General features: G+C 70.5%; 25 protein-coding genes. 15 read left to right on the forward strand and 10 right to left on the reverse strand.

What is annotated here, in order from left to right; genetic code table 11:
- Positions 1-56 precede the first annotated feature (56 nt).
- Positions 57-1,139, reverse strand: a complete 1,083-nt coding sequence (locus FHS39_RS15410) for an inositol-3-phosphate synthase (RefSeq protein WP_184349912.1) — start codon at positions 1,137-1,139, stop codon at positions 57-59.
- 48 nt (positions 1,140-1,187) lie between these two features.
- A complete protein-coding gene (locus FHS39_RS15415; RefSeq protein WP_184349913.1) occupies positions 1,188-1,856 on the reverse strand; it encodes a PadR family transcriptional regulator in 669 nt (222 codons plus the stop codon).
- 361 nt (positions 1,857-2,217) lie between these two features.
- Here FHS39_RS15415 and FHS39_RS15420 point away from each other — a divergent pair, with 361 nt between their 5' ends.
- Together FHS39_RS15420 and FHS39_RS15425 are read left to right on the forward strand one after the other, a co-directional pair.
- Entirely contained in the window at positions 2,218-4,818 is a 2,601-nt protein-coding gene (locus tag FHS39_RS15420) for a transglycosylase domain-containing protein (protein WP_184349914.1), read from the forward strand.
- 125 nt (positions 4,819-4,943) lie between these two features.
- On the forward strand, positions 4,944-6,440 hold the full coding sequence (locus FHS39_RS15425; RefSeq protein ID WP_184349915.1) for a glycosyltransferase family 87 protein: 1,497 nt from the start codon (positions 4,944-4,946) through the stop codon (positions 6,438-6,440).
- Positions 6,441-6,474: 34 nt separating this feature from the next.
- Here the strand turns inward: FHS39_RS15425 and FHS39_RS15430 are convergent, their stop codons facing one another.
- The 3 genes from FHS39_RS15430 to FHS39_RS15440 form a co-directional block, all read right to left on the reverse strand.
- Positions 6,475-7,506 (reverse strand): alanine racemase, encoded by a 1,032-nt coding sequence (locus tag FHS39_RS15430; RefSeq protein WP_184349916.1) that lies wholly within the window; start codon positions 7,504-7,506, stop codon positions 6,475-6,477.
- A 45-nt stretch (positions 7,507-7,551) separates the two neighbouring features.
- Positions 7,552-8,670 carry a lipid II:glycine glycyltransferase FemX gene (locus tag FHS39_RS15435; RefSeq protein ID WP_184349917.1) on the reverse strand — a complete coding sequence of 373 codons (1,119 nt, stop codon included), beginning with the start codon at positions 8,668-8,670 and terminating at the stop codon, positions 7,552-7,554.
- Positions 8,671-8,770: 100 nt separating this feature from the next.
- Entirely contained in the window at positions 8,771-9,100 is a 330-nt protein-coding gene (locus tag FHS39_RS15440; protein WP_184349918.1) for a hypothetical protein, read from the reverse strand.
- Between the two features lie 274 nt (positions 9,101-9,374).
- Here FHS39_RS15440 and rpsF point away from each other — a divergent pair, with 274 nt between their 5' ends.
- From rpsF to rplI, 4 genes are all read left to right on the forward strand, one after another.
- Positions 9,375-9,665: a 30S ribosomal protein S6 gene (gene rpsF / locus FHS39_RS15445; protein WP_006604399.1), complete on the forward strand. Its 291-nt coding sequence runs from the start codon at positions 9,375-9,377 to the stop codon at positions 9,663-9,665.
- An 81-nt stretch (positions 9,666-9,746) separates the two neighbouring features.
- Positions 9,747-10,328, forward strand: coding sequence for a single-stranded DNA-binding protein (locus tag FHS39_RS15450; protein ID WP_184349919.1), 582 nt, complete (start codon positions 9,747-9,749; stop codon positions 10,326-10,328).
- Positions 10,329-10,403: 75 nt separating this feature from the next.
- Complete coding sequence (rpsR, locus tag FHS39_RS15455; protein WP_004950692.1) at positions 10,404-10,640, forward strand: 30S ribosomal protein S18; 237 nt, start codon at positions 10,404-10,406, stop codon at positions 10,638-10,640.
- Between the two features lie 18 nt (positions 10,641-10,658).
- Complete coding sequence (gene rplI, locus FHS39_RS15460; RefSeq protein ID WP_184349920.1) at positions 10,659-11,105, forward strand: 50S ribosomal protein L9; 447 nt, start codon at positions 10,659-10,661, stop codon at positions 11,103-11,105.
- A 96-nt stretch (positions 11,106-11,201) separates the two neighbouring features.
- Here rplI and FHS39_RS15465 read toward each other — a convergent pair whose 3' ends face one another.
- Positions 11,202-12,542, reverse strand: a complete 1,341-nt coding sequence (locus FHS39_RS15465; RefSeq protein ID WP_343069621.1) for an MATE family efflux transporter — start codon at positions 12,540-12,542, stop codon at positions 11,202-11,204.
- A 506-nt stretch (positions 12,543-13,048) separates the two neighbouring features.
- Here FHS39_RS15465 and dnaB point away from each other — a divergent pair.
- From dnaB to FHS39_RS15485, 4 genes are all read left to right on the forward strand, one after another.
- A complete protein-coding gene (gene dnaB / locus FHS39_RS15470) occupies positions 13,049-14,521 on the forward strand; it encodes a replicative DNA helicase (protein ID WP_184349922.1) in 1,473 nt (490 codons plus the stop codon).
- Positions 14,522-14,588: 67 nt separating this feature from the next.
- Complete coding sequence (locus FHS39_RS15475; RefSeq protein WP_184349923.1) at positions 14,589-16,010, forward strand: serine hydrolase domain-containing protein; 1,422 nt, start codon at positions 14,589-14,591, stop codon at positions 16,008-16,010.
- A 101-nt stretch (positions 16,011-16,111) separates the two neighbouring features.
- Complete coding sequence (locus tag FHS39_RS15480; protein ID WP_184349924.1) at positions 16,112-17,233, forward strand: aminotransferase class V-fold PLP-dependent enzyme; 1,122 nt, start codon at positions 16,112-16,114, stop codon at positions 17,231-17,233.
- Between the two features lie 225 nt (positions 17,234-17,458).
- A complete protein-coding gene (locus FHS39_RS15485; protein ID WP_221462790.1) occupies positions 17,459-18,256 on the forward strand; it encodes a TetR/AcrR family transcriptional regulator in 798 nt (265 codons plus the stop codon).
- On the opposite strand, the gene FHS39_RS15490 is transcribed toward FHS39_RS15485, so the two are convergent.
- Positions 18,227-18,679 (reverse strand): GNAT family N-acetyltransferase, encoded by a 453-nt coding sequence (locus FHS39_RS15490; protein WP_184349926.1) that lies wholly within the window; start codon positions 18,677-18,679, stop codon positions 18,227-18,229. The two genes, FHS39_RS15485 and FHS39_RS15490, sit on opposite strands and share 30 nt — an antisense overlap.
- 109 nt (positions 18,680-18,788) lie before the next feature.
- Complete coding sequence (locus FHS39_RS15495; protein ID WP_184349927.1) at positions 18,789-19,250, reverse strand: MarR family winged helix-turn-helix transcriptional regulator; 462 nt, start codon at positions 19,248-19,250, stop codon at positions 18,789-18,791.
- 184 nt (positions 19,251-19,434) lie between these two features.
- Between FHS39_RS15495 and FHS39_RS15500 the strand changes: the two genes are divergently transcribed.
- The 5 genes from FHS39_RS15500 to FHS39_RS15520 all read left to right on the forward strand — a co-directional run bounded on the left by FHS39_RS15500 (position 19,435) and on the right by FHS39_RS15520 (position 24,169).
- Positions 19,435-20,628, forward strand: coding sequence for an MFS transporter (locus FHS39_RS15500; protein ID WP_184349928.1), 1,194 nt, complete (start codon positions 19,435-19,437; stop codon positions 20,626-20,628).
- Between the two features lie 131 nt (positions 20,629-20,759).
- Complete coding sequence (locus tag FHS39_RS15505) at positions 20,760-21,191, forward strand: GlcG/HbpS family heme-binding protein (RefSeq protein WP_184349929.1); 432 nt, start codon at positions 20,760-20,762, stop codon at positions 21,189-21,191.
- Between the two features lie 58 nt (positions 21,192-21,249).
- Positions 21,250-21,888: an HAD family hydrolase gene (locus tag FHS39_RS15510; RefSeq protein ID WP_184349930.1), complete on the forward strand. Its 639-nt coding sequence runs from the start codon at positions 21,250-21,252 to the stop codon at positions 21,886-21,888.
- Between the two features lie 180 nt (positions 21,889-22,068).
- Positions 22,069-23,532, forward strand: a complete 1,464-nt coding sequence (locus tag FHS39_RS15515; RefSeq protein ID WP_184349931.1) for a globin domain-containing protein — start codon at positions 22,069-22,071, stop codon at positions 23,530-23,532.
- A gap of 16 nt (positions 23,533-23,548) precedes the next feature.
- Positions 23,549-24,169 carry a pyridoxamine 5'-phosphate oxidase family protein gene (locus tag FHS39_RS15520; protein WP_184349932.1) on the forward strand — a complete coding sequence of 207 codons (621 nt, stop codon included), beginning with the start codon at positions 23,549-23,551 and terminating at the stop codon, positions 24,167-24,169.
- Between the two features lie 29 nt (positions 24,170-24,198).
- On the opposite strand, the gene FHS39_RS15525 is transcribed toward FHS39_RS15520, so the two are convergent.
- Entirely contained in the window at positions 24,199-24,696 is a 498-nt protein-coding gene (locus FHS39_RS15525; protein WP_184349933.1) for an NUDIX hydrolase, read from the reverse strand.
- A 41-nt stretch (positions 24,697-24,737) separates the two neighbouring features.
- Positions 24,738-25,634, reverse strand: a complete 897-nt coding sequence (locus tag FHS39_RS15530; RefSeq protein WP_184349934.1) for a LysR family transcriptional regulator — start codon at positions 25,632-25,634, stop codon at positions 24,738-24,740.
- Between the last annotated feature and the right edge of the window lie 11 nt (positions 25,635-25,645).

A 25,645-nucleotide genomic window follows, 5' to 3' on the forward strand; every position in this document is an offset into this window, starting at 1 on the left:
GTGGGTGCGATGCGCCGGACGGCAGCCGGGCCGCCGACGCTCGAGCGCGCTGCGCTTTAGCGCTCGACCTCGCCCTTGATGAACTTCTCGACGTTCTCGCGGGCCTCGTCGTCGAAGTACTGCACCGGCGGCGACTTCATGAAGTACGAGGACGCGGAGAGGATCGGGCCACCGATGCCGCGGTCCTTGGCGATCTTCGCGGCGCGGACGGCGTCGATGATGACACCGGCGGAGTTGGGGGAGTCCCAGACCTCGAGCTTGTACTCCAGGTTCAGCGGGACGTCGCCGAACGCGCGGCCCTCGAGGCGCACGTAGGCCCACTTGCGGTCGTCCAGCCAGGCCACGTAGTCGGACGGGCCGATGTGGACGTTGTCCTCGCCCAGCTCGCGGTCGCGGATCTGGGAGGTGACGGCCTGCGTCTTGGAGATCTTCTTGGACTCCAGGCGCTCACGCTCGAGCATGTTCTTGAAGTCCATGTTGCCGCCGACGTTCAGCTGCATCGTGCGGTCCAGGATGACGCCCCGGTCCTCGAAGAGCTTCGCCATCACGCGGTGCGTGATGGTGGCGCCGACCTGCGACTTGATGTCGTCGCCGACGATCGGGACGCCCGCCTCGGTGAACTTGTCCGCCCACTCCTTGGTGCCGGCGATGAAGACCGGGAGGGCGTTGACGAAGGCGACCTTGGCGTCGATGGCGCACTGCGCGTAGAACTTGGCGGCCTCTTCGGAGCCCACCGGCAGGTAGCACACCAGGACGTCGACCTGCTTGTCCTTGAGGACCTGGACGATGTCGACCGGGGCCTCGGCGGACTCCTCGATGGTCTGGCGGTAGTACTTGCCCAGGCCGTCGAAGGTGTGGCCGCGCTGCACGGTCACACCGGACTGCGGCACGTCGCAGATCTTGATGGTGTTGTTCTCGCTGGCGCCGATGGCGTCGGCGAGGTCGAGGCCGACCTTCTTCGCGTCGACGTCGAAGGCGGCCACGAACTCGACATCACGCACGTGGTAGTCGCCGAACTGCACGTGCATCAGACCCGGCACGCGGCCGTTCGGGTCGGCGTCCTTGTAGTACTCGACGCCCTGCACCAGCGAGGCGGCGCAGTTGCCCACACCGACGATCGCTACGCGAACCGAACCCATTCCGGTTGCTCCCTGTTTGTACTCGACAAGCCCTGCGGAGTGCAGAGCTCACTTGGTGGTGTCGTCGGACGGATCCGGCCGGGAGCCACCCCGGTGCCGGGGCAGGCCGCCCGCTTCTCCTGATGTGTCTGGCGCGGCGGAGCCGTTGCGCTGGTAGCGCCCGGCCCGCTCGCTCTCGATCAGCTCGTTCAGCCAGCGGACCTCGCGCTCCACCGACTCCATACCGTGACGTTGCAGCTCGAGGGTGTAGTCGTCCAGCCGCTCGCGGGTGCGGGCCAGGGAGGCGCGCATCTTCTCGAGGCGCTCCTCCAGGCGGCTGCGGCGGCCTTCCAGCACGCGCATGCGCACGTCCCGCGAGGTCTGGCCGAAGAACGCGAAGCGGGCGGCGAAGTGCTCGTCCTCCCACGCGTCCGGACCGGTGTGGGCGAGCAGCTCCTCGAAGTGTTCCTTGCCCTCGGCCGTCAGACGATAGACGATCTTCGCCCGCCGGCCGGCGAGGGACGCCGCGCGGGCGTCCTCCGGGGCACTGCCGGGCTCTTCGATCAACCATCCGTTGGCCACAAGAGTCTTCAGGCAGGGATAGAGGCTGCCGTAACTGAACGCACGGAACACCCCGAGCGAGGTGTTGAGGCGTTTGCGCAGCTCGTAGCCGTGCATGGGGGACTCGCGGAGGAGGCCGAGGACAGCGAATTCCAGGATTCCGGAGCGCCTGCTCATATCCAGCCCCCTTCGTCCCCTTGGTCCCTTTATGCCGAGCTGATGTATCGACTCGATACATCCAGACGATAGAACGAGCGCCTTCCAGCGACAAGAGGAGGCACGGTGAACGAGGTCACATCACTGATTCGTGGGACACAACGGGCCTGAATTGGAGTGAACATCCCCAGTGGGCTGGATTTGGCCGTGCGTAGTCTGTGCGCCATGCAAACCACTGGGAACCGGGTGATGCCCCCGGGCGTCCTCGTCCCGTGTGCAGTGCGGCTCGCGGCTCGGGGGGACGGCCGGATCGCACATCGGGGGGAACGCAAGCCACCTGCCGCTGTCAGGCGATAGCGCCTGCCCGAGGAGTAATCGTTCGATGAGCGAGCACCGCCGCAAGCCGCCGCAGCCCGAGGGCGGCGGACGCGCCGCGGCCCGGCGCGCGGCCCAGCAGCCGACGTCCGGCCGACGCGCCACACCACCCAGCAACTCCGCAGGACCCGATCCACGCGCCGGAGGCCGGGCCGATTCCCGGCGCGCCGTCACGCGCGGCGGCTCGGGAGGCGGCCGCAGACGCGGCCCGGACACCGCCACCGGCGGGGGCGGCCGGGGACGAAAGGACAACGGCCGTCCGGTCACGAAGCGCTTTATCGACTACCCGCGGGCCGGCAAGTCCGGCGTGCGGCGCTGGCTTCCGTCCTGGAAGCTCGTCCTGGGCATGTGCGTCGGCTTCGCCGGGCTGATCGTCGGCATCGTCGGCGTGGCGCTGGCCGTGGTGCAGGTGCCCAGTGCGCAGAAGGCCTCGGTGGTCCAGAAGAACGTCTACTACTGGGCCGACGGCAAGCAGATGGTCGTCGCCGGCGGCGGCAATCTGAACCGGCAGATCGTGCCGATCTCACAGATCCCCAAGTCGATGCAGTTCGCGGTGATTTCCGCCGAGAACGCCAGTTTCTACCAGGACTGGGGCGTCGACCCGATGGGCATCGCGCGCGCGGTCGTGAAGATGGCGCAGGGCGGTGAGACGCAGAGTGGCTCGACCATCACGCAGCAGTTCGTGAAGAACACCTACCTGAGCCAGGAGCAGACGCTCAAGCGCAAGGCGACCGAACTCCTCATCTCCATAAAGGTGGGAGCCACCCAGGACAAGAACGACATTCTGGCGGGCTACCTCAATACTGCTTATTACGGGCGGGGGGCCTATGGCATCCAGGCTGCGGCGCGCGCCTACTACGACCGCGACTGCGCCGACCTCACCCCGAGCCAGGGCGCGTTCCTGGCGGCGACGCTGAACGGCCCGAACCTGTACGACCCGTACGGCGGCCAGGGCCCGGCGGCGACGCCGGAGAAGAACCTCAAGCGGGCCTCGGACCGCTGGAAGTGGACGCTGGACCGAGAGGTCCAGGTCAAGCACATGGCGCCGGAAGAGCGGGACAAGTGGGTCAAGGAGGGCTTCCCGCAGCCGCAGAAGCCCAAGCAGGCGACCAACCGTGCCGGGCAGATCGGCTACCTCACCGACCTCGCCGACAACTACGTCGTCGCCCACTCCAAGATCAGCAAGGCTGAGCTCGACAAGGGCGGCTACCAGATCTACACGACCTTCGACCGTAACAAGGTGGACGAGCTGACGAAGTCGGTCGAGGAGGTGCGCAAGGCGAACATCAAGCCGAAGGAGCGCGACGTCGACCAGTTCGTCCAGTTCGGCGGCGCCTCGGTGGAGCCGAAGACAGGCAAGATCGTCGCCATTTACGGCGGCGAGAACGCCCTGGAGCACTTCACCAACAACGCCGACTACACCGGCGTCCAGGTCGGCTCGACCTTCAAGCCGTTCGTCCTGGCCGCGGCGATGACGCACGGCAAGCGCAACCCCGGCCTCGGCGAGCAGCAGAGCGACAGCCAGCGCACGCTCGTGTCGCCGGAGAGCGTCTACAACGGCAACAACAAGCTGGCGCTGCGGACGTACAACGGCCAGATCTGGCACGACACCGACGGCAGCGAGTGGCACCAGCGCAACGACGGTGACGAGGACCGGGGCAACATCACCCTCCGTACCGCCATGCAGTTCTCCGTGAACACCCCCTACATCCAGCTCGGCATGGACGTGGGCACGGACCTGGTGCGCGACGCCGCGGTGAAGGCGGGTCTGGACAAGGACCAGCTCGCCTCGCTGACCCCCACCTTCTCCCTGGGCACCTCCGCCCCCAGCGCGATCCGGCTGGCAGGGGCGTACGGGACCTTCGCGGCGGCCGGCAAGCAGGTCGACCCGTACTCCGTCGACAAGGTGGAGAAGGACGGCAAGCCGGTCTTCGAGCACGAGGAGAAGAGCGCGCAGGCCTTCGACGCGAACGTGGCGAACAACGTCACCGACGTGCTGAAGACCGTCGTCGAGTCGGGTACCGGTACGTCGGCGCAGCTGGGCGACCGCCCGGTGGCGGGCAAGACGGGTACGACCGACGGCAACCGCTCCGCCTGGTTCGCGGGCTACACGCCCCAGCTGTCGACCGCGATCGGCATGTACCGCGTCGACCCGAACGCCAAGAAGCAGGAGTTCCTGTCGATGCGCGGCGTGGGCGGCAAGCCGACGATCCACGGTGCGTCCTTCCCCGCGGAGATCTGGGCGGACTACATGGGCAAGGCGCTCAAGGGGGCGCCCGTCCTGCAGTTCGACGCGCCGCAGCCGATAGGAGAGAAGGTGTACGGGGACGGGGCCAGCCCCTCCCCCAGCGCCGCACCGTCGGCGCCGCCCTCGGCGCAGCCCTCGGCATCCGCCTCGCCGTCGGCGTCGAAGTCCCCGTCCGCTTCCCCGTCGCCGAGCAAGCAGTGCAAGCCCGGCAAGTGCCGCCCGGGCCAGATCGGCGGCGTCGACGGGGGCGACACGGGCGGCCCCGGCGGTGTGGACGGCGGTACGGGCGATACGCCGACGCCCGATCCGAGCCGGCGCCAGACGGGCGGTGGCGGCCTGTTCGGCGGTCCGCAGGGCTGACGAGCGGGCTGCGGCCCTGGTCGCGGCCGTGAGGTTCAGGGGGCCGTCCCGCGTTCGCGCGGGGCGGCCCCCGACGTTATCCACAGCCTCCGACGGGTTCGCGGCGCGTACGGCAGGATGGGCCCATGAGGAGCGTGCAGGACGACCAGCTCGTGCGGCCCACCGTCGAGGACGGTGTGGCCGTGGCCGGCAGCGAGCTCATCGGGGGGCCGGTGGGACGCCGGGCGCTGCTCGGGGTGAGCTGGTGGACGCCGGTCCGGGTGATCGCCCTGGTGGCCATCGGGATGTTCGCGCTCGGGATGGTGCAGAAGCTCCCGTGCTACAACCACGGTTGGTTCTTCGGTGCCACCACCCAGTACACCCACGCCTGTTACTCCGATATCCCGCACCTCTACAGCGGGCGCGGCTTCGACCAGGGCCTCATCCCGTACTTCGACCGCATCCCGCAGAGCGTCTCCGGCGGGATGGACTATCTCGAGTACCCGGTGCTGACGGGCCTGTTCATGGAGGTTGCGGCGGTCTTCACGCCGGGCGGCGGGAGCATCCAGCACCGCGAGCAGATGTACTGGTTCGCCAACGCCGGGATGCTGCTTGCCTGTACCGCGGTGATCGCCGTGTGCGTGGCCCGCACGCACCGCCGCCGTCCCTGGGACGCGCTGCTGGTGGCTCTCGCGCCCGCCTTCGCGCTGACCGCCACCATCAACTGGGACCTCTTCGCCGTCGCCCTCACCGCGGCCGCGATGCTCATGTGGTCGCGCGGCCGGACGGTCGCGACGGGCGTCCTGATGGGCCTGGCGGCCGCGGCCAAGCTCTATCCGGCGCTCCTGCTGGGCCCGTTGCTCGTCCTGTGCCTGCGGGCCGGGCGGCCCCGGGCGTTCCTCTCCGCGGCGGGGGCGGCGGTGGGATCGTGGCTGGTGGTGAACCTGCCGGTGATGCTCACCCATGACGCCGGCGGCTTCCACATCCGCGACGGATGGTCGAAGTTCTACCGTTTCAGCCAGGAGCGGCCGATCGACTTCGGCTCGGTCTGGCTGTTCATCTCCCAGCGCACCGGAAACCCGCTGGACGACGCCAATGTCTACGCGGAGCTGCTGATGCTGCTCGGGTGCCTGGGCATCGCGGCGCTCGGCCTGTGCGCCCCCAGGCGTCCGCGCTTCGCGCAGCTGGCCTTCCTGGTGATAGCGCTCTTCATCCTGGTCAACAAGGTCTATTCGCCGCAGTACGTGCTGTGGCTCGTCCCGCTGGCCGCCCTGGCCCGGCCCAAGTGGCGCGACTTCCTCGTCTGGCAGGCCTGCGAGGTCCTCTACTACCTCGGGATCTGGTTCTATCTGGCCTATACGGGAAGCGGCGACAAGCACCAGGGCCTGCCGCCGGAGGGCTACCAACTGGCGATCGTCCTGCACCTGCTGGGGACGCTCTACCTGTGCGCGATCGTGGTGCGTGACATCCTCAAGCCCGAGCGGGACGTGGTCCGCCGCGACGGCTCGGACGACCCCTCCGGGGGCCTCCTGGACGGGGCGCCGGACATATTCGTCTTCGGCCCCGCGCGCCGTGCGTCACGGCACGCGGAGCACTCGGACGAGGTACGTGTCCAGTGGGGCACCGGGAGCCGCAGCTCGTAGTCCGCGGCGCCGGGCCCCTTCCACCGGGGGGGAATCAGTGGTCGAGCACCCGGTCGAACTGCGTGGTGGTGTGCCGCAGGTGGGCCACCAGCTCGTCGCCGACCTGCGGGGCGGGAGCGTCGCCCGGCACGAAGAGGATGGAGACCTGCATGTGCGGGGGCTCCGCGAACCAGCGCTGCTTGCCCGCCCAGACGAACGGCGAGAGGTTGCGGTTCATGGTCGCCAGGCCCGCGCGGGCGACGCCCTTGGCACGCGGCATCATGCCGTGCAGCGCCTTCGGCGCCTCCAGCCCGACACCGTGCGAGGTGCCTCCGGCGACCACCACCAGGTAGCCGTCGCCGGCTGCCTTCTGCTGGCGGTAGCCGAAGCGGTCGCCCTTGGCGACGGGCGTGACGTCCAGGACCGAGCCGCGGTACTGGGTGGCGTCGTGGTCGCCGAGCCACAGCCGGGTGCCGATGCGGGCGCGGAAGCGCGTCTGCGGGAACTGCTGCTGCAGCTGCCTCAGTTCCTCGGCCTTGAGGTGGCTGACGAACATGGTGTGCAGCGGAAGGTGGGCGTTGCACAGCCGCTCCATCCAGCCGGCCACCTCCTCGACGGCACTGGTGCCGTCCCCGCGGTCCAGCGGCAGGTGGATGGCGAAGCCCTCCAGGCGCACGTCCTCGATGGCCGCGTGCAGCTTGGGCAGGTCGGCCTCGCTGATGCCGTGCCGCTTCATGCTGCTCATGACCTCGACGACGACCCGGGCGCCGACCAGGCCCCGTACGCCCTCGACCGAGGAGACGGACCGGATGGCCCGGTCCGGCAGCGGCACCGGCTCCTCGCCGAGCCGGAAGGGGGTCAGCACCAGCAGGTCACCGCTGAAGAAGTCCTTGATCCGGGCCGCTTCGTAGGTGGTGCCGACGGCGAGGATGTCGGCACCCATGCGGGTCGCCTCATCGGCAAGCCGCTCGTGGCCGAAGCCGTAGCCGTTGCCCTTGCAGACCGGGATGATGCCCGGAAACTGCTGGATCACGGACTGCTGGTGTGCCCGCCAGCGCTTGGTGTCGACGTAGAGCGTGAGCGCCATGGCCGGTCCCGGAACCTTTCCCTGAGTGTGGATGGAGCTGTTGGATCAGCGGCGCGACATGTAGATGTCGAGGGCCTTGTGGAGCAGCTTGTTGAGCGGGAAGTCCCACTCGCCGAGGTACTCGGCGGCCTGGCCGCCCGTGCCGACCTTGAACTGGATGAGACCGAAGAGGTGGTCGCTCTCGTCCAGGGAGTCGCCGATGCCGCGCAGATCGTAGACGCTGGCGCCGAGCGCGTAGGCGTCGCGCAGCATCCGCCACTGCATCGCGTTCGACGGCCGGACCTCGCGCTTGTGGTTGGCGGAGGCGCCGTAGGAGTACCAGACGTGCCCGCCGACGATCAGCATCGTCGCGGCGGCGACGGCCTCGCCCTCGTGCACGGCGAAGTACAGCCGCATGCGGTTGGGGTCCTCGCTGTTGAGGGCCGTCCACATGCGCTGGAAGTAGCTCAGCGGGCGCGGGCGGAACTTGTCGCGCTCCGCGGTGATCTCGTACAGGTGCTGCCAGGTGGCCAGGTCCTCGTAGCCGCCTTGGACGACCTCGACGCCGGCCTTCTCGGCCTTCTTGATGTTGCGGCGCCACAGCTGGTTGAAGCCCTTGTGGACGTCTTCGAGCGAGCGGTTCTCCAGCGGCACCTGGAAGACGTAGCGCGGCTGCACGTCACCGAAGCCGGCGCCGCCGTCCTCGCCCTGCTGCCAGCCCATGCGGCGCAGCTGGTCGGCGACCTCGAAGGCACGCGGCTCGATGTGGGTGGCCTCGACGTCGCGCAGGCGCTTGACGTCGGGGTCGGCGATGCCGTTCTTGATCGCGGTCGCGTCCCAGCGCCGGATGACGACGGGCGGGCCCATCTTCACGGAGAAGGCGCCCTGCTGCTTGAGGTGGGCCAGCATCGGCTCGAGCCAGTCCTGCAGGTTCGGGGAGAACCAGTTGATGACCGGGCCCTCGGGCAGGTAGGCCAGATAGCGCTTGATCTTGGGCAGCTGGCGGTAAAGGACCAGCCCGGCACCCACGAGCTGTCCGGTCTTGTCGAACCAGCCCAGGTTTTCCGAGCGCCACTCGGCCTTTACGTCTGCCCATCCCGGCACCTGCATGTGACTGGCCGCGGGCAAGCTCTGGATATATGCCAGATGCTGCTCTCGGCTGATTGTCCTCAGGGTCAGGCTCATGCGGGGCGCTCCTCGGCAGGTTTGTCCCCAGGTCGGGGCTCCGGCTCTCGCGCCGAAGCCTACTGCGACAAGGGAGCGCCCCGTTTGGGCGTACGCCCGGCTATCCGATCACACCCCCGAAGAGACCCCCGTGCGCCATGCCCAGAAAGAAGCCGATGGCCGAGGCTCCGAGCCCGATGATCAGCAGGAAGCGCTCGCCCGTCGTCGCCGAGATGAATTGGCCCCAGGCCCCGGTGAGTATGCCCACCAGGCCGCTCCACGAAGTGAGCAGGTGGAGATTGGTGAATGCCGAGGTGATGAAGGCGAGCGCACCGAGCACGACGGTCGCGGCGACAAACGTGTTCTCGACGGGATGGGCCTTGCCGTCGCTGTTCAGCACTCCGCTGACCAGTGAGCGGAGCCCGTGGGGTTGCCGTGCTGCCTGTGTCATGGGACTACCTCCTGAAGGCAGGCGGCGCATGTAGCGCCGGTCACACCCGTTGCGTCCAGATTGCGGGGCCGGGCGGCCGGATTTCAACCGCACGCCGTAGTGCGGGTACTCTGTACGGTCTGCACCGGTGTCTGCCCAGACCCAGCTTCGGTCCCAGGGGCAACCCAGGACTTTCCGCTGATTGTCAGTGTCGGCCGATACCGTTGTTTACGCATCACGACCCTCCTGCCACGGATCGACCGTGGCCGCTGAGTCCAAAGGAGGTGGGTTCCACATGCGTCACTACGAGGTGATGGTCATCCTCGACCCCGATCTCGAGGAGCGCGCTGTCTCCCCGCTGATCGAGAACTTCCTCTCCGTCGTCCGTGAGGGCAACGGAAAGGTCGAGAAGGTCGACACCTGGGGCCGTCGTCGTCTGTCGTACGAGATCAAGAAGAAGCCCGAGGGCATCTACTCGGTCATCGACCTGCAGGCCGAGCCTGCGGTCGTCAAGGAGCTCGACCGCCAGATGAACCTGAACGAGTCGGTCCTCCGGACCAAGGTCCTCCGTCCCGAGACCCACTGAACCCCAGCGGTTCAGAGGTAATCGGGCTGCATCGCAACGAGTAGCAAGCAGCCAGCAGCACACCCGCCGAGAGGTTCACCCATGGCAGGCGAGACCGTCATCACGGTCGTCGGCAATCTCGTCGACGACCCCGAGCTGCGCTTCACCCCGTCCGGTGCGGCGGTCGCGAAGTTCCGCGTCGCGTCCACTCCCCGCACCTTCGACCGCCAGACCAACGAGTGGAAGGACGGCGAGAGCCTCTTCCTCACGTGCTCGGTGTGGCGGCAGGCGGCGGAGAACGTCGCCGAGTCGCTCCAGCGCGGCATGCGCGTCATCGTGCAGGGCCGTCTGAAGCAGCGGTCCTACGAGGACCGCGAGGGCGTCAAGCGCACGGTCTACGAGCTCGACGTCGAAGAGGTCGGCGCCAGCCTGAAGAACGCCACGGCGAAGGTCACCAAGACCGCGGGTCGCGGTGGCCAGGGTGGCTATGGCGGCGGCAGCGGCGGCAACCAGGGCGGCGGCTGGGGCTCCGGTCCCGGCGGCCAGCAGGGCGGCGGGGCTCCCGCCGACGATCCCTGGGCGACCGGCGCTCCGTCCGGCGGCCAGCAGGGCGGCGGCGGAGGTGGCTGGGGCGGCGGCTCCGGCAACTCCGGCGGCGGCTACTCGGACGAGCCGCCCTTCTAGGCCCGTTTCCGGGCCCGGGCCCGCAGGGGTCCGAGGGCGTCAGCACAAAACTTCTTGATTCACAGGAGAGAGACAATGGCGAAGCCGCCCCCGCGCAAGCCTAAGAAGAAGGTCTGCGCGTTCTGCAAGGACAAGACCGCTTACGTGGACTACAAGGACACGAACATGCTGCGGAAGTTCATTTCCGACCGCGGCAAGATCCGTGCCCGTCGCGTGACCGGCAACTGCACTCAGCACCAGCGTGACGTCGCCACGGCCGTGAAGAACAGCCGTGAGATGGCGCTGCTGCCCTACACCTCGTCCGCGCGATAAGGGAAGGGTGACCAACTAATGAAGATCATCCTCACCCACGAGGTCTCCGGCCTCGGCACCGCCGGTGACGTCGTCGACGTCAAGGACGGCTACGCCCGCAACTACCTGGTCCCGCGCGGTTTCGCGATCCGCTGGACCAAGGGTGGCGAGCAGGACGTCGCTCAGATCCGCCGCGCTCGCAAGATCCGCGAGATCGCCACGATCGAGCAGGCCAACGAGGTCAAGGGTCAGCTGGAGGGCGTCAAGGTCCGTCTGGCCACCCGTGCCGGCGAGGCCGGCCGCCTGTTCGGCTCCGTGACCCCGGCCGACATCGCTGCCGCGATCGAGACCTCCGGTGGTCCGAAGGTCGACAAGCGTCGCGTCGAGGTCGGTACGCCGATCAAGACCCTGGGTGCCCACCAGGTGTCCGTGCGTCTGCACGCCGACGTCGTTGCCAAGCTCGGCATCGAGGTCGTCGCCGCGTAATCGCTGCGCTCGGCAAGCTCGGAGAGGGCCGCACCCCGCAGGGGGTGCGGCCCTCTCGCCGTATCACCGGCCCGGTACCGGGTGCGCTGCCGGGCGTCAGGCGCGTACGGCCCCGGTGACCAGCCATCGGCCGGACCGGGCCCGCAGCCACAGGGTCGTCATCCGGACCGTCATCATCAGGGTCATCGCCCACCACAGGGCCGTGAGGCCGCCGCCCAGGTGCGGTACCAGCAGGGCGACGGGCGCGAAGACGGCGAGGACCAGCAGCATGGCCCACGCGAGGTAGGACCCGTCCCCGGCGCCCATCAGCACGCCGTCCAGGACGAAGACGACGCCCGCCACCGGCTGGCCCAGGGCCACCACCAGCAGCGCGGGCAGCAGCGCGTCCCGTACGGCCGCGTCGGAGGTGAACAGCGGGACGAAGAGCGGCCGCGCGGCCACGACCAGGGCGCCCAGCACCACACCCGAGGCGATGCCCCACTGCACCATGCGGCGGCAGGCGGCCCGGGCCCCTTCCGGATCCGCGGCACCCAGACAGCGCCCTATGATCGCCTGCCCGGCGATGGCTATCGCGTCCAGCGCGAAGGCCAGCAGGCTCCACAGGGTGAGCACGATCTGGTGCGCGGCGATGTCGGTGTCGCCGAGGCGGGCCGCGACGGCCGTGGCCGTCATCAGCACCGCGCGCAGCGAGAGGGTGCGCACCAGCAGCGGCACCCCGGCCCGGGCGCAGGCCCGGATGCCGGCGGGGTCGGGCCGCAGGGAGGCGCGGTGCCGCCGGGCACCCCGTACGACGACGGCGAGGTAGGCGGCGGCCATGGCGTTCTGGGCGATGACGGTGCCCCAGGCGGAGCCGGCGATGCCGAGGCCCGCTCCGTAGACGAGGGCGAGGTTGAGCGCGGCGTTGGCGGCGAAGCCGCCGACGGCCACGTACAGCGGGGTCCGGGTGTCCTGCAGGCCGCGCAGGACACCCGTGGCGGCGAGGACGACGAGCATGGCCGGTATGCCCAGGGCGCTGATCCGCAGATACGTGGTGGCGTGGGGGGCCGCGGCGGGGGAGGCGCCGAAGAGGCCGACGAGGGCCGGGGCCGCGGCCAGCAGGAGGCCGGCGACGGTGGCCCCGAGGACGAGGGCGAGCCAGATGCCGTCCATGCCCTGCCGGATGGCAGCCCCGAGCTCTCCGGCGCCGACCCGGCGGGAGACCGCGGCGGTGGTGGCGTAGGCGAGGAAGACGAAGACGCTGACGGCGGTGGCGAGCAGCGCCGCGGCTACGCCGAGGCCGGCGAGCTGCGGGGTGCCGAGGTGGCCCACGATGGCGCTGTCGGCCATCACGAAGAGGGGTTCGGCGACGAGCGCGCCGAAGGCGGGGACGGCCAGCGCGATGATCTCGCGGTCGTGTCGGCGGGCGCGCTGCCGCGCGCTCGTGGTGGCCTGGCCCACGGTGACCGTCCAATCTTCCACAGGTAACAACTGCACCTACTCTAAGCCCCTTACTCTCCAGGGTTGAGTGTGATCTTCTCTGCGCCGTTTGTCGCGATCTCGGGCCGGGCAGCGAAGTTTTTCTCCTCAACAGCCGGTGGACGACAAACGTGCAGGTCAGATGGGTGGGCGGCAGAGGACTGTGTGTTTGTCCACAGTGGTTTCCCCCGCGCCGTGCACAGGTTCGGCGGAGTTCTCCACAGGATGGGGCCGGTCATCCACATGCCCTGTGGATAACCAGATTGGCTGACGTGGCCCGCGGGCCTACCGTGGACCGGCGCCCGCCGTCTGTTCGCCCGTCATCCCGCCGTCCCGCGGAGCCTCACGAGGTCTCCACGCCGTCGCCGCGAAGCCGCCGCGAACTCGACGCGTCACAAACGGAGTCGGGCGTACTGAATGTCAGAGCCGTGCCGTAAGAAAGAGGAGCACGGCGAGGTCCGCTTCGCGGACGGGAGGAGGTGGCCGGGGTGAGCATGCCCGAGCCCATGGACGACCCCTGGGCCGAGTCCGGTCCGGGCGACCGGCTCCCCTTCCCCCGCTCCCGTCGCGACGGCAAGGGCCGCGGCGAGCAGCACGACCGCGGGGGAGATGAGGGCGGCTGGTCACAGGGCGGCGGCTTCGAGCGCGTCCCCCCGCAGGACCTGGACGCCGAGCAGTCCGTCCTCGGCGGCATGCTGCTCTCCAAGGACGCCATCGCCGACGTCGTCGAGGTCCTCAAGGGCAACGACTTCTACCGTCCGGCGCACGAGACCATTTACCAGGCCATCCTCGACCTGTACGCCAAGGGCGAGCCGGCCGACCCGATCACGGTCGCGGCCGAGCTCACCAAGCGCGGCGAGATCACCCGCGTCGGCGGCGCGGCCTATCTGCACACCCTGGTGCAGACCGTCCCCACCGCCGCCAACGCCGAGTACTACGCCGAGATCGTCCACGAGCGCGCGGTGCTGCGCCGCCTGGTCGAGGCCGGCACGCGCATCACGCAGATGGGCTACGCGGCCGACGGCGACGTCGACGACATCGTCAACAACGCCCAGGCCGAGATCTACGCCGTCACCGAGCAGCGCACCAGCGAGGACTACCTCCCGCTGGGCGACATCATGGAGGGCGCGCTCGACGAGATCGAGGCCATCGGTTCGCGCAGCGGCCAGATGTCCGGCGTCCCCACGGGCTTCACCGACCTCGACGCCCTGACGAACGGCCTGCACCCCGGCCAGATGATCGTCATCGCGGCCCGTCCCGCCATGGGTAAGTCCACCCTCGCGCTGGACTTCGCACGGGCCTGCTCGATCAAGAGCAATCTGCCCAGCGTGATCTTCTCCCTGGAAATGGGGCGCAACGAGATCGCGATGCGCCTGCTGTCCGCCGAGGCCCGGGTCGCCCTGCACCACATGCGCTCCGGCTCCATGACGGACGAGGACTGGACCCGTCTGGCCCGCCGGATGCCGGACGTCTCGGCCGCCCCGCTCTACATCGACGACTCCCCCAACCTGTCGATGATGGAGATCCGCGCGAAGTGCCGCCGTCTCAAGCAGCGCAATGACCTCAAGCTCGTCGTCATCGACTACCTCCAGCTGATGCAGTCCGGCGGCGCCCGCCGCCCCGAGAGCCGCCAGCAGGAAGTCTCCGACATGTCCCGGAACCTCAAGCTCCTCGCCAAGGAGCTGGAAGTCCCGGTCATCGCCCTCTCCCAGCTGAACCGTGGCCCCGAGCAGCGCACCGACAAGAAGCCGATGGTCTCCGACCTCCGTGAGTCGGGCTCCATCGAGCAGGACGCGGACATGGTCATCCTGCTGCACCGCGAGGACGCCTACGAGAAGGAGTCCCCCCGCGCGGGCGAGGCGGACCTGATCGTGGCCAAGCACCGAAACGGCCCGACGGCCACGATCACGGTGGCCTTCCAGGGCCACTACTCCCGCTTCGTGGACATGGCCCAGACCTGAGCCGGTCCCTGGGGCGGTGTGCCGTTAAACGGTGTGCCGCTCAAAAAGCGGTCGTTAGGGTGCGGTCATGACCGCCTTGTACGCAGCCTCCGGCCCGGTGTCCTCCGATGTGACAAGGGAGGACGAGCAGTTCGCGGAGCTGCTGCCCGTCACCCGTCGTGCGCTCCTGCACCGCGTGGCTGTCGGCCAGGTGAAGGGGCGCACGCCTTCGCTGGTGGGGGCGGTGATGCGCGATGGGCGCATGGTGTGGAGTGCCGGGCGCGGCGAGGTCTCCGGCGAGGTGCCGGGTATCCAGACGCAGTACCGCATCGGTTCGGTCACCAAGACCTTCGTCGCCGTGCTCGTGCTGAGGCTGCGCGACGAGGGCCTGCTCGATCTGAACGACCCGCTCGGCAAGTACCTCGACACCCCCGAGGGGGGCGAGGCCACGCTCGCGCAGCTGCTGGCGCACACCTCCGGCCTCGCTGCCGAGGCGCGCGGACCCTGGTGGGAGCGTACGGACGGCGCCCTGCGCCCCGAGCTCGCGGACATCTTCGGCGAACAACCCCAACTGCACCCGGCAGGGCGCCTGCACCACTACTCCAACCCCGGCTACGCGCTCCTGGGCGCGCTCGTCGAGCAGGTGCGCGGGGAGAGCTGGTACGAGGTGCTGCGCCGGGAGGTGCTCGTACCGCTCGGCATGGACCGTACGACGCTCGTGCCCGAGGCGCCGTACGCGGAGGGCTGGGCGGTGCACCCCTGGGCGGACGTGCTGCTTCCCGAACCGGCCGTCGATACCGGCCGGATGGCCCCGGCCGGGCAGCTGTGGTCCACGGCGGAGGACCTGTGCCGCTTCGCGGAGTTCCTGCTGCACGGCGACGACCGGGTGCTCGCTGCCGAAACGATCGCGCAGATGCGGGTGCCGGAGACCGGTCCGCAGGAGCCCGGCTGGACGAGCGGCTACGGGCTCGGCCTCCAGCTGCAGCGGAAGGAGGGCCACTTCCTCTTCGGGCACACCGGGACGATGCCCGGCTTCGTGGCCGGGCTGTGGGTGAGTGCGGAGGAGGGGACCGCGGGCGTCGCGCTGGCCAACCTCACGTCGTCGTTCGAGACGGCAGCGGTGGCGGCGGATCTCGTGCGCACGGTCGCCGAGCACGAGCCGAGGATTCCGGAGCCGTGGCGTCCGCTGGAGCTCGCGGACCCGGCGCTGCTGGAGCTGACCGGGCCCTGGTACTGGGGGTCCACGCCGTTCGCCCTGCGGTTGTGCGCCGACGGCGGTCTGGAGCTGTCGCCCCTGGGCCCGGGCGGCCGCGGCGCCCGCTTCCGGGCGGAAGCGGACGGTACCTGGACCGGCCTCGACGGCTACTACCTGGGGGAGACCCTCAGGGCCGTCCGCTCGGCGGACGGCGCGCCCGGCCATCTGGACATCGGCACCTTCGTCTTCACCCGCGAGCCCTACGCGCCCGACGGCGCCGTCCCGGGCGGTGTCGACACGGGCGGCTGGCGGTAGGCCTGAGGCCCGGACCCGGGCGGGCGGACGTAGAGTCGGCCGGGAGATTGGCGGGCGCCGGGACGCGGCGCGACACCACCTGGAAGGCCATCGTGACCACCGTGACCGCGAACACCGCACCGGTCCTGCTCGACCTCGCACCGCTCGAAGCCGCCCGCTTCGCGTGCATCGAGGACAAGGTCGCCGCGCTGATGCGCACCCGCGAGACCGTCATCGCGATGCAGGGCGAGGCGCTGCTGCCGCTGGAGGCCTGCATCCGCTCGGCCGTCCGGCCCGGAAGCACCGCGCTCAACGTCATCACCGGTCCCTACGGCGAGACCTTCGGCGGCTGGCTGCGCTCGTGCGGTGCGGAAGTGGTCACCGTGAGCGCGCCGTTCAGCGGTGCGGTCGGGGCGGAGCAGGTGGCCGAGGCGCTGCGCGCCCGCCCGGACATCGACTTCGTCAGCCTGGTGCACGCCGAGGCCGCCACCGGCAACACCAACCCGGTCGCCGAGATCGGCGCCGTCGTCCGTGAGCACGGTGCGCTGCTGATGCTGGACGCGGTCGCCTCCGTCGCCGCCGAGCCGCTGCTGACCGACGAGTGGGGCGTGGACCTGTGCGTCATCGGCGGCCAGAAAGCCATGGCCGGGCCGGCCGGAGTGTCCGCCGTGTCGGTCAGCGGCCGCGCCTGGGAGCGGATCGCCGCCAACGAGCAGGCGCCCCGGCGCTCGTACCTGTCCCTGCTGGACTGGAAGGAGCGTTGGATCGACGCCGGGCGCACGGCTCTGCCGCACGCCCCCGCACAGTTGGAGATGCTCGGCCTGGAGCAGGCCGTCGACCGCATCGAGGCGGCCGGCCTGAACGCCGTCATCGCCCGGCACCGCGCCGCCTCGGCCGCGATGCGCGCGGGGGTACGGGCGCTGGGCGGGCTCGCGCCCTATGTCGTCCGGGACGAGGACGCCGCACCCGTCGCCACCACGCTGCGTACGCCCGACGGCGTCGATGCCCGTGAGCTCGTCGCGCTGGCCCTGACGAAGGACGGCTCCCTGCCCGTCCAGGCCGCCGCGGGAGCGCTCGCCGGGGAGATGGTCCGCGTCAACCACTACGGACTGGCCGCGGACCGCACCGTCGTGCTCGCCGCCCTGGCGGCGCTGGGCGAGGGGCTGCGGGTGCTGGGGGTGCCGGTCGCGGACCAGGACAAGGCGGAGGAGGCCGCGCGTGCGGCCTGGGACGCCGTGAGCTGACCGGACCGCCGTCCGGCACGCGGGCCCTCCGGGGCCTTGAGGCTGCTGTGGGTGCTTTTTGCACCGACAGCAGCCTTTTCTTTGCTGTTTTTCCGGTTTGGTGCGGCGCGCATCCTCGTTCACACACCCGGATAAAATCGGAACCACCATCCCGTTTTCTTTTCTCGCTCCCCGGAGGCCGTACGCATGGCGCAGCGCAGGAATACGTCGGCGTCCGGATCGGGTATGGCGTCGCTGAGGGCGGACGCGCGGCGCAACCGGGTCCTGGTGCTCCAGGCGGCCCGATCGGCCTTCGAAGAGGCGGGGTTGGCGGTTCCGCTCGGCGAGATCGCGCGCCGGGCCGGGGTGGGCGCGGGGACGGTCTACCGCCATTTTGCTTCCAAAGAAGCCCTGTTCAGAGCCACGGTCGTGGACCGGGTGCGGCTTTTCACGGACAGCGCACGGGAGTTGGCGGAGGCGGAGGACCCGGGTGCGGTGTTCTTCCGGTACCTGGCGGCGGTGGTGCGGCTGTCCGTGCGGAACAAGGGCCTGTGCGACGCGCTGGAGGCGAGCGCGGAGGGGCGCTTCGAGCCTTCCCCGGGGGTCGAGAAGGACTTCCGTGAGGCGCTTGCAGTGCTCCTGGCCAGGGCTCAACAGGCCGGTGCCGTACGGCGGGACGTCACCGTCGAGGACGTGCTGGGCCTGCTGCTGGGGTGTCTGTCGATGGAGCAGCGACAAGGTCCGGACGGGGCGCCGGGGCGGCTGACGGCGCTCATGTGCGACAGCCTCCGCGCGGGGCGCCGTGTGACGAAACTGCCTCCGAGGGTCGCGCAAAGGCGTAACGAAACGGGTTGTGCCGCCTGCGGCGGTCCCGTGCCCTCCGCCCGTACGGGCCGGCCCGCCCGGTACTGCGGCGCCGCCTGCCGTCAGAAGGCGCACCGGGAGCGGGCCCGGGCCCGGGCCGAAGCGGGGTCGGAGCTGGTACTTGAGGCCCCAGAGCTGGTACCTGAAGCCTCAGAGCCGGTACTTGAAACCGAGGTGTGAGGCCTCGAAGCCCAGCCGTTCGTAGAAGCGGTGGGCGTCCACGCGGGTGGCGTCGGAGGTCAGCTGCACCAGGCTGCAGCCCTCGCGGCGGGAGGCTTCGATGGCCCACTGGATGAGCTGCGTGCCCAGGCCGCTGCCGCGTTCGTCGCGGTGGATGCGCACGGCCTCGACGAGGGAACGGGTGGCGCCGCGCCGGGAGAGGCCGGGGATGACGGTGAGGTGCAGGGTGCCTACCGTGCGGCCGTCGCGGACGGCGACCACCAGGTGCTGGCGGGGGTCGTCGGCCAGGCGGGCGAAGGCCGTGCGGTAGGGGGACAGGTCGTCGGGGGACTCGCGCTGGGCGCCGAGCGGGTCGTCGGCCAGCATGGCCACGATGGCGGGGATGTCGTCGTCGGTCGCGCGGCGGATCTCGAGGTCGCTCATGATCCGGACCCTATGCGCGGGGTGGTGGGGTGCACAGGGGCCTGAGTGACCGGAGTTGGCTTCCGGGATGGTGCCGAGGGGGGGGGGCTTACCGGGCGCCTTCGAGGGCCTACGACGTCGGAGCGAGCGATTCCACGGCGGCGACCAGCGGCGCCAGCTCGCTGCGGTTCGACGCCTCCCGCAGCGCTTCCCGCAGGGCGGCGTCATTGGTGGGCCGGGCCTCTTCGAGGAGCGTGCGGCCGGCGTCCGTGACGTCGGTGTAGATGCCGCGGCGGTCGGTCAGGCAGAGGTAGCGCGTCAGCAGACCGCGGTCCTCCAGGCGGTTGACCAGGCGCGTTGTGGCGCTCTGGCTGAGCACGACGGCGTCGGCGACTTCGTTCATCCGCAGGTGGCCGCCCTCGCCGCTGTGCTGGCGGTTGAGCACGTCGAGGACGGAGAACTCGCGCACGCTCAGCTCGTGGTGCGCCTGGAGGGCCCGCTCTATGTGCGTCTCGATCCGGCTGTGCAGCGCCGAGAGCGCGCACCAGCCCTGGGCCAGGCCGGCCAGAGCGGGGTCCGGGGTGCAGGACATGAGTGAGCCCTCCTTCGGAGTCGTACGCGCGTCTCGTCATGGATCAGGATAGCTCTCCACTGCAATAGCCAGCGCTTGCAAGTAACTGCGTCTGCAATTATTGTGGGCGCAGGTAAGGGTCCGCCGCAAAGACTCCGCGGCCGAGGCCTGCTCCCGATGTCTCCCCCCTCTAAGGACCCCTGTCATGCCCCTTGCCCTGCTGGCGCTCGCCATCGGCGCCTTCGGTATCGGCACCACCGAGTTCGTGATCTCGGGCCTGCTCCCCGAGATCGCCGGCGACTTCGGTGTCTCCATCCCCGCCGCGGGCTTCCTGACCACCGGCTATGCGCTGGGGGTGGTCGTCGGGGCCCCGGTCCTCGCCATCGTCGGCAGCCGCGTCCCGCGCAAGAGCATGCTGATGGCCCTCATGGGGCTGTTCGTCGTGGGCAATGCGCTCTCCGCGGCGGCCCCCGTCTTCGCTCTGATGCTGGCCGGGCGGATCATCGCCTCCCTCGCGCACGGCGCGTTCTTCGGCATCGGCGCGATCGTGGCCGCCGGGCTCGTCGCCCCGCAGAAGAAGGCGGGCGCCATAGCGATGATGTTCACCGGCCTGACGGTCGCCAATGTGGTGGGGGTTCCGCTGGGCACGCTGGTCGGGCAGAGCGCCGGCTGGCGCGTCACCTTCTTCGCCATAGCGGCGCTGGGTGTGCTTGCCGTGCTCGGCATCGCCGCGCTGGTGCCCCAGCAGCCCCGGCCCGGACAGGCCCGGATCAGCGGTGAGCTGGCGGCCTTCCGCAACCCTCAGGTCCTGCTCGCCATGGCGATGACCGTCCTCGGCTTCGGCGGCGTCTTCACCATGAGCACGTACATCACGCCGATGCTGACCGACGTCGCGGGCTATGCGCCCTCGTCCGTCACCTGGCTGCTCGTCCTCTTCGGCCTCGGCATGGTGGGCGGCAATCTCGTCGGCGGCCGGTTCGCGGACCGCTCGCTGATGCCCATGCTCTACACGGCGCTCGGCGGCCTGACCCTGGCCCTCGTCCTGCTGCCCCTGGCCGCGCACGACAAGATCGCGGCAGCTGTCGTCATCCCACTGGTCGGCGCCTTCGGCTTCGCCACCGTGCCGCCCCTGCAGAAGCGGGTCCTCGACCAGACCGCGGACGCCCCCACCCTCGCCTCCGCCGTCAACATCGGCGCGTTCAACCTCGGCAACGCCATAGCGGCCTGGCTCGGCGGGCTCGTCATATCCGCCGGCTTCGGCTACGCGGCACCCAATGCGGTCGGCGCCGCCATGGCCGCCGTCGCGCTGGCCCTCGCCCTGCTCTCCGCGTCGCTGGAGCGGCGTACGAGCCGGGGTGCCGGAAGCGTCGTCGTGGGCCGCTCGACCGCGGTCGCCTAAGCGGCCGAGACCGAGACCGAGGCCGACGCCCACGCCGCGCCCGCCGCCCGCTGACGCCTGCCGCCGACAGCCCTCCCCTTGACGCACTGACTCACCCGTCAACAAGCCCCCTCAACAAGGAGCACCGCCGCATGACCACCGCCAACACCCCCGTCCTTCCGCTCGCCACGGACGAGGCGGAGGCCTTGATAGCCGTCGCCCGGTGCGCCGCGGAGGACCGGGGCGTACGGGCCGCCGTGACCGTGCTCGACGGCGGCGGGCACCTGCTGGCCTTCCGGCGCGACGACCGCGCTGTGCTGATCGCGGGGGAGACCAGCACGCGCAAGGCGTTCACCGCGCTGCAGCTGAACGCGCCGACCGCCGACGTCGTGGACGCCGTGCAGCCCGGCGGCCCCTTCCACACCCTGCCGACCGCCCTCGACCGCCCGCTCCTCTTCATCGCCGGAGGCGTCCCGCTGCACCGCGACGGCCGCCTCATCGGGGCCATCGGGGTGGGCGGAGGGGCGCCCGAGCAGGACCACCGCATAGCGGTGGCGGCCATCGAGGAGGTGCTGGGCGGCTGACGGGGCCCGGGAAAATCGCCGGGCGTCCGCGCCCGGGTTGCGCCTACGCTCGACGGTCATGAGCAGACTGCATGTGTTCGATCTCGACGGCACGCTGATCCAGGGCTCGGCGGCGGCCGTCGAGATCTCCCGGCAACTGGGCCTGGAGTCGGAGATCGGCGCGTTGGAGCGGGCGTTCGCCGCGGGGGAGCTGTCACCGCCCCAATTCGCGGAACGGGCGGTCGCGCTGTGGGCGGAGCTCACCGAAGCACAGGTCGCGGCGGCGTTCGAGGGCGCGCCCTGGCTGGACGGCATACGGGAGGTGTGGGCGCGGATACGGGCGCGGGGCGAGCGGTGCGCGGTGATCTCGCTGTCGCCGGGGTTCTTCGTGGAGCGGCTGCTGGACTGGGGGGCGGATGCGGCGCACGGTTCGCTCTGGCCCTCGGTGCCGTTCCGGGAGCCATTGGACCCGGCGGGCATCCTCGATGCGTCGGCGAAGGTCAGGATCGCCGATGAGCTGTGCGCGGCGTACGGGCTGAGCCGCAGCGATCTCGTGGCGTACGGCGACTCCATGTCCGACGCCAAGTTGTTCGCAGCCGTGCCGGTGTCGGTGTCGGTCGCCATCAATGCGGATCACCATGTGCGGGACATTGCCTCGCACGCGTATACGGGGCGTGACCTGCGGGAAGCCTACGAACTGGTCGTCGACCGAGGCTAGTTGCCCAGGTACATCTGCATGTGCACACGCGCTCTCGGTGGGCCAGCCTAGCCTCAACGCGCCCTTGGTCGCACGGACTTCCGGCAAAACCACCGTGCCCGGTGCGCTCGGTGACATGCTGCGCGGACGGGAACGGCGACTGCGCGGGACCGACCGAGCGATGTTCGAGGCGAGGCGACGATGAACGCTCCGACCACCCCGTCGGCCGACGGCGGCACCTCCGGCGAGGGAGGTGAGTGGAGCTGGTTCACCCCCTCGGAGCGGCCGGAACGGCCAGATCAGCCGGAACGGCCGGAGTGGCAAGAGCAGCCGGAGCGGCTGGCGCGCGCGGGCGGGGAGCGCGCCCGCCCCGCTCCCCGCAGCCACCGCGGGCTACCGGAGCGGCACCCCCCGGCGCCCGCGCACCGGGAACAGGCGCACCAGGAACACGCGCACCGGGAGCACGAGCATCAGCGCCCGGCGGACCAGCCACCCGAACGGGGCGCCCGGCCGCAGGAAACCCCCGCCTCCGGCCGGGCGCCCTCCCCCGACACGCTGCTCATCCGCAGGACCATGGCCGAGATCGAGCCAATCGCCGACAAGGTCACCTCCTACTTCTACGCGCTGCTGTTCATCCGCCACCCCGAGGTGCGCGACCTCTTCCCGCCCGCCATGGACGCCCAGCGCGACCGCCTCTTCAAGGCGCTGCTCACCGCCGCCGAGCACGCCGACGACCCCGCCACGCTCACCGCCTACCTCTCCCGGCTCGGCCGCGGCCACCGCAAATACGGCACGGTGCCCGCGCACTACCCGGCCGTCGGGGAATGCCTGATCGGCGCCCTCACCCGCTATGCGCCCGACAGCTGGGACGAGGTGACCGAGGCCGCATGGGTGCGCGTCTACACCGCGATCTCCCAGATCATGATCGACGCGGCTGCCGAGGACGAGCGGACCTCCCCCGCCTGGTGGCAGGCCGAGATCGTCGGGCACGAGCTGCGCACGCCGGACATCGCCGTGGTGACCGTACGCCCGGACCGGCCCTACCCCTTCCTGGCCGGGCAGTACACGAGCCTGGAAACCCCCTGGTGGCCGCGGATATGGCGGCACTACTCCTTCTCCTGCGCGCCCCGCGCCGACGGGCTGCTGAGCTTCCACGTCAAGGCCGTGCCGGCCGGCTGGGTGTCGCGCGCCCTGGTGCACCGCGCCCGCCCCGGCGACTTCATCCGGCTCGGTGGCCCCGCCGGTTCGATGACCGTGGACCACTCCACCGACAGCGGAATGCTCTGCCTGGGCGGCGGCACCGGAATCGCCCCGATCAAGGCGCTGGTCGAAGACGTCGCCCGGCACGGCCGCAGCCGCCCCGTCGAGGTCTTCTACGGCGCCCGCCGGGGCGACGACCTCTACGACATCGACACCATGCTGCGTCTGCAGAAGTCGCACCCCTGGCTCTCGGTCCGCCCCGTCGTCTCGGACGGCCCGACGCTCGGCCTGAGTGGCCAACTTCCCCAGGTCGTCCGCAAATACGGGCCCTGGACGGCCTACGACGCCTACCTCTCCGGGCCGCCCGGAATGATCCGCAGCGGTGTGGACACCCTGGTCGGTATCGGCATACCGTCCCACCGCATAAGACACGACTCCCTCGACGAATTGACGGCGGCAGGCTGATCCGGGCGGTGGTCTGATGACGATGGCGAACCGACGGGGCGGCGACGGGGAGCGCCTGTTGCAGACCCGGCTCGGCACGGCCGAGCGGGCCGGCCGGTTCTACGACGAGCAGGTGCTCTCCCATGTCAACGCGCGGATGCGGGAGTTCGTGGCCCGGCAGGAGATGTTCTTCCTGGCCACCGCCGACCGGAACGGCGTGTGCGACAACACTTTCCGGGCCGGCCCGCCCGGCTTCCTGCGCGTGCTGGACGACCGTACGCTCGCCTACCCCGAGTACCGGGGCAACGGCGTCCTGGCCAGCCTCGGCAACATCGAGGAGAACCCGCACGTCGGCATCCTGATGATCGACTTCTTCCGGGACCGCATCGGCCTGCACGTCAACGGCCGGGCCCGGGTCGTCGACGACGCCGTTCTGCGGGCCGTCCACCCGGGCCTGCCCGTGGAGGAGTGCCCCGGCCGCCGGGCCGTGGTGTGGGTGGAGGTCGCGGTCGAGGAGGCGTACGTCCACTGCTCCAAGCACATCCCGCACCTGCTGAAGGCGTCCCGTGAGGCGGGAGCGGACGGGCGCAGCTGGGGCACGGACGACGTGCGCCGCAAGGGCGGGGACTTCTTCGGGGCGGCGGCGGGCGTGCAGTAGGGCCGCCGCCCGGCTCCGCGCCGGCGAGCTCAGCCCAGATCGTCCGCGAGCAGCGCCCGGACGCCCTCGATGTTGGCGCCGAGATACTCGCGCAGCGAGGGCGGCACCACGTCCACCGAGGCGATGCCCGCCCGGGTGAAGGGGATGCGGACGACCTCGTACGTCCCACAGGGCTCGTCCACCTCGGGGCCGTGGCGCCGGGAGAGGTCCATGGAGGCGAGGCGGCAGACGAAGAAGTGCTGGACCTTCACGCCGTGGGCCGCGTGGTGCAGGGAGTGCGAGACGGTGTCGACGAAGGCGGGGACCACGTCCGTGACCTTGGCGCCGAGCTCCTCGTCGACCTCGCGGTGGAGGGCTGCGACCACCGTGGCGTCCTCGGGCTCCACGCCGCCGCCGGGGGTGATCCAATAAGGGGATTCACCCGGTTTGGTGCGCTTGATAAGGATCATTTCGAGCTCGCCGGAGCCGGGCTCGCCGTCGAGCAGGATGGCGCGGGCGGTGCGTTTGACCACAAGTCGTTCGGTCATGGGGGACATCTGCCGCGTCCGTCCCTCGGTGAAACCCGCTCTCACCAGGAAACGGCAGCACGCAACAGCCACTCATGCGCCCGCGCGAGGTGGGGATGCGCGAGCGTCCCGGCGCGTACGACGAGGAAGTAGGTGCGCAGCGGGGGCACCGGCGGGTCGGCGAGGGCGACGACCTCGCCGGTGTCGAGGGCGTCGCCGCACAGATAGCGCGGCAGGACGCCGATCCCGGCGCCCGCGGCCACGCAGGCGAGCACGGCGCGCAGGTCGGGGGCGATGACGGTGCCCGCCGCCAGCGGTTTCGCATCGAAGACCGCGGACCAGTAGCGGGTGACGAAGGGCAGGGTCTCGTGCACCTCGACCACCGGCAGGTGTTCCAGCAGCTGGACGCCCTTGTCGCGTACGACGGCGGCGCCGCCGAGGCGGGCGGCCCAGCGCGGGGCCGCGACGAGCACGTGTTCCTCGTCGCAGAGCGGGGTGGCGGCGAGGAGGCGGCCGCGCGGGCGGGAGGTGGTGATGGCGAGGTCGTGGTGGCCGAGGGCCAGCCCCTCGAAGAGGTCTTCGGCGGTGCCGTGGGTGACGCGTACGGCCAGGCCCTGGGCGACGAGCGGGGTGAGGGCCGGAAGGGCGCGCAGGGCGGTGAACTCGGGGGGACCGGCGAGATGCAGGGTGCGGTTGGCCCACTGTTCGTCGAAGCCGGCCTCGGTGATCTCCAGCAGGGCGTCGACGTGCGGTGCGATCTTGTGGGCCAGTTCGTCGCCGACGGCCGTGGGGCGCACACCGCGGGCCTGCCGGACGAAGAGCGGACGGCCCAGCTGGCGTTCCAGGGTCCTTATCTGGCTGGTGACCGCGGGCTGGGAAAGGCCGAGCAGAGCGGCGGCGCGAGTGAACGAACCGGCCCGGTGCACCGTGACGAATGTGCGCAAAAGGGCCAGATCCATGCCAACTCCCC

The sequence above is a fragment of the Streptomyces olivoverticillatus genome (assembly GCF_014203555.1).
Taxonomy (GTDB): Bacteria; Actinomycetota; Actinomycetes; order Streptomycetales; family Streptomycetaceae; genus Streptomyces; species Streptomyces olivoverticillatus.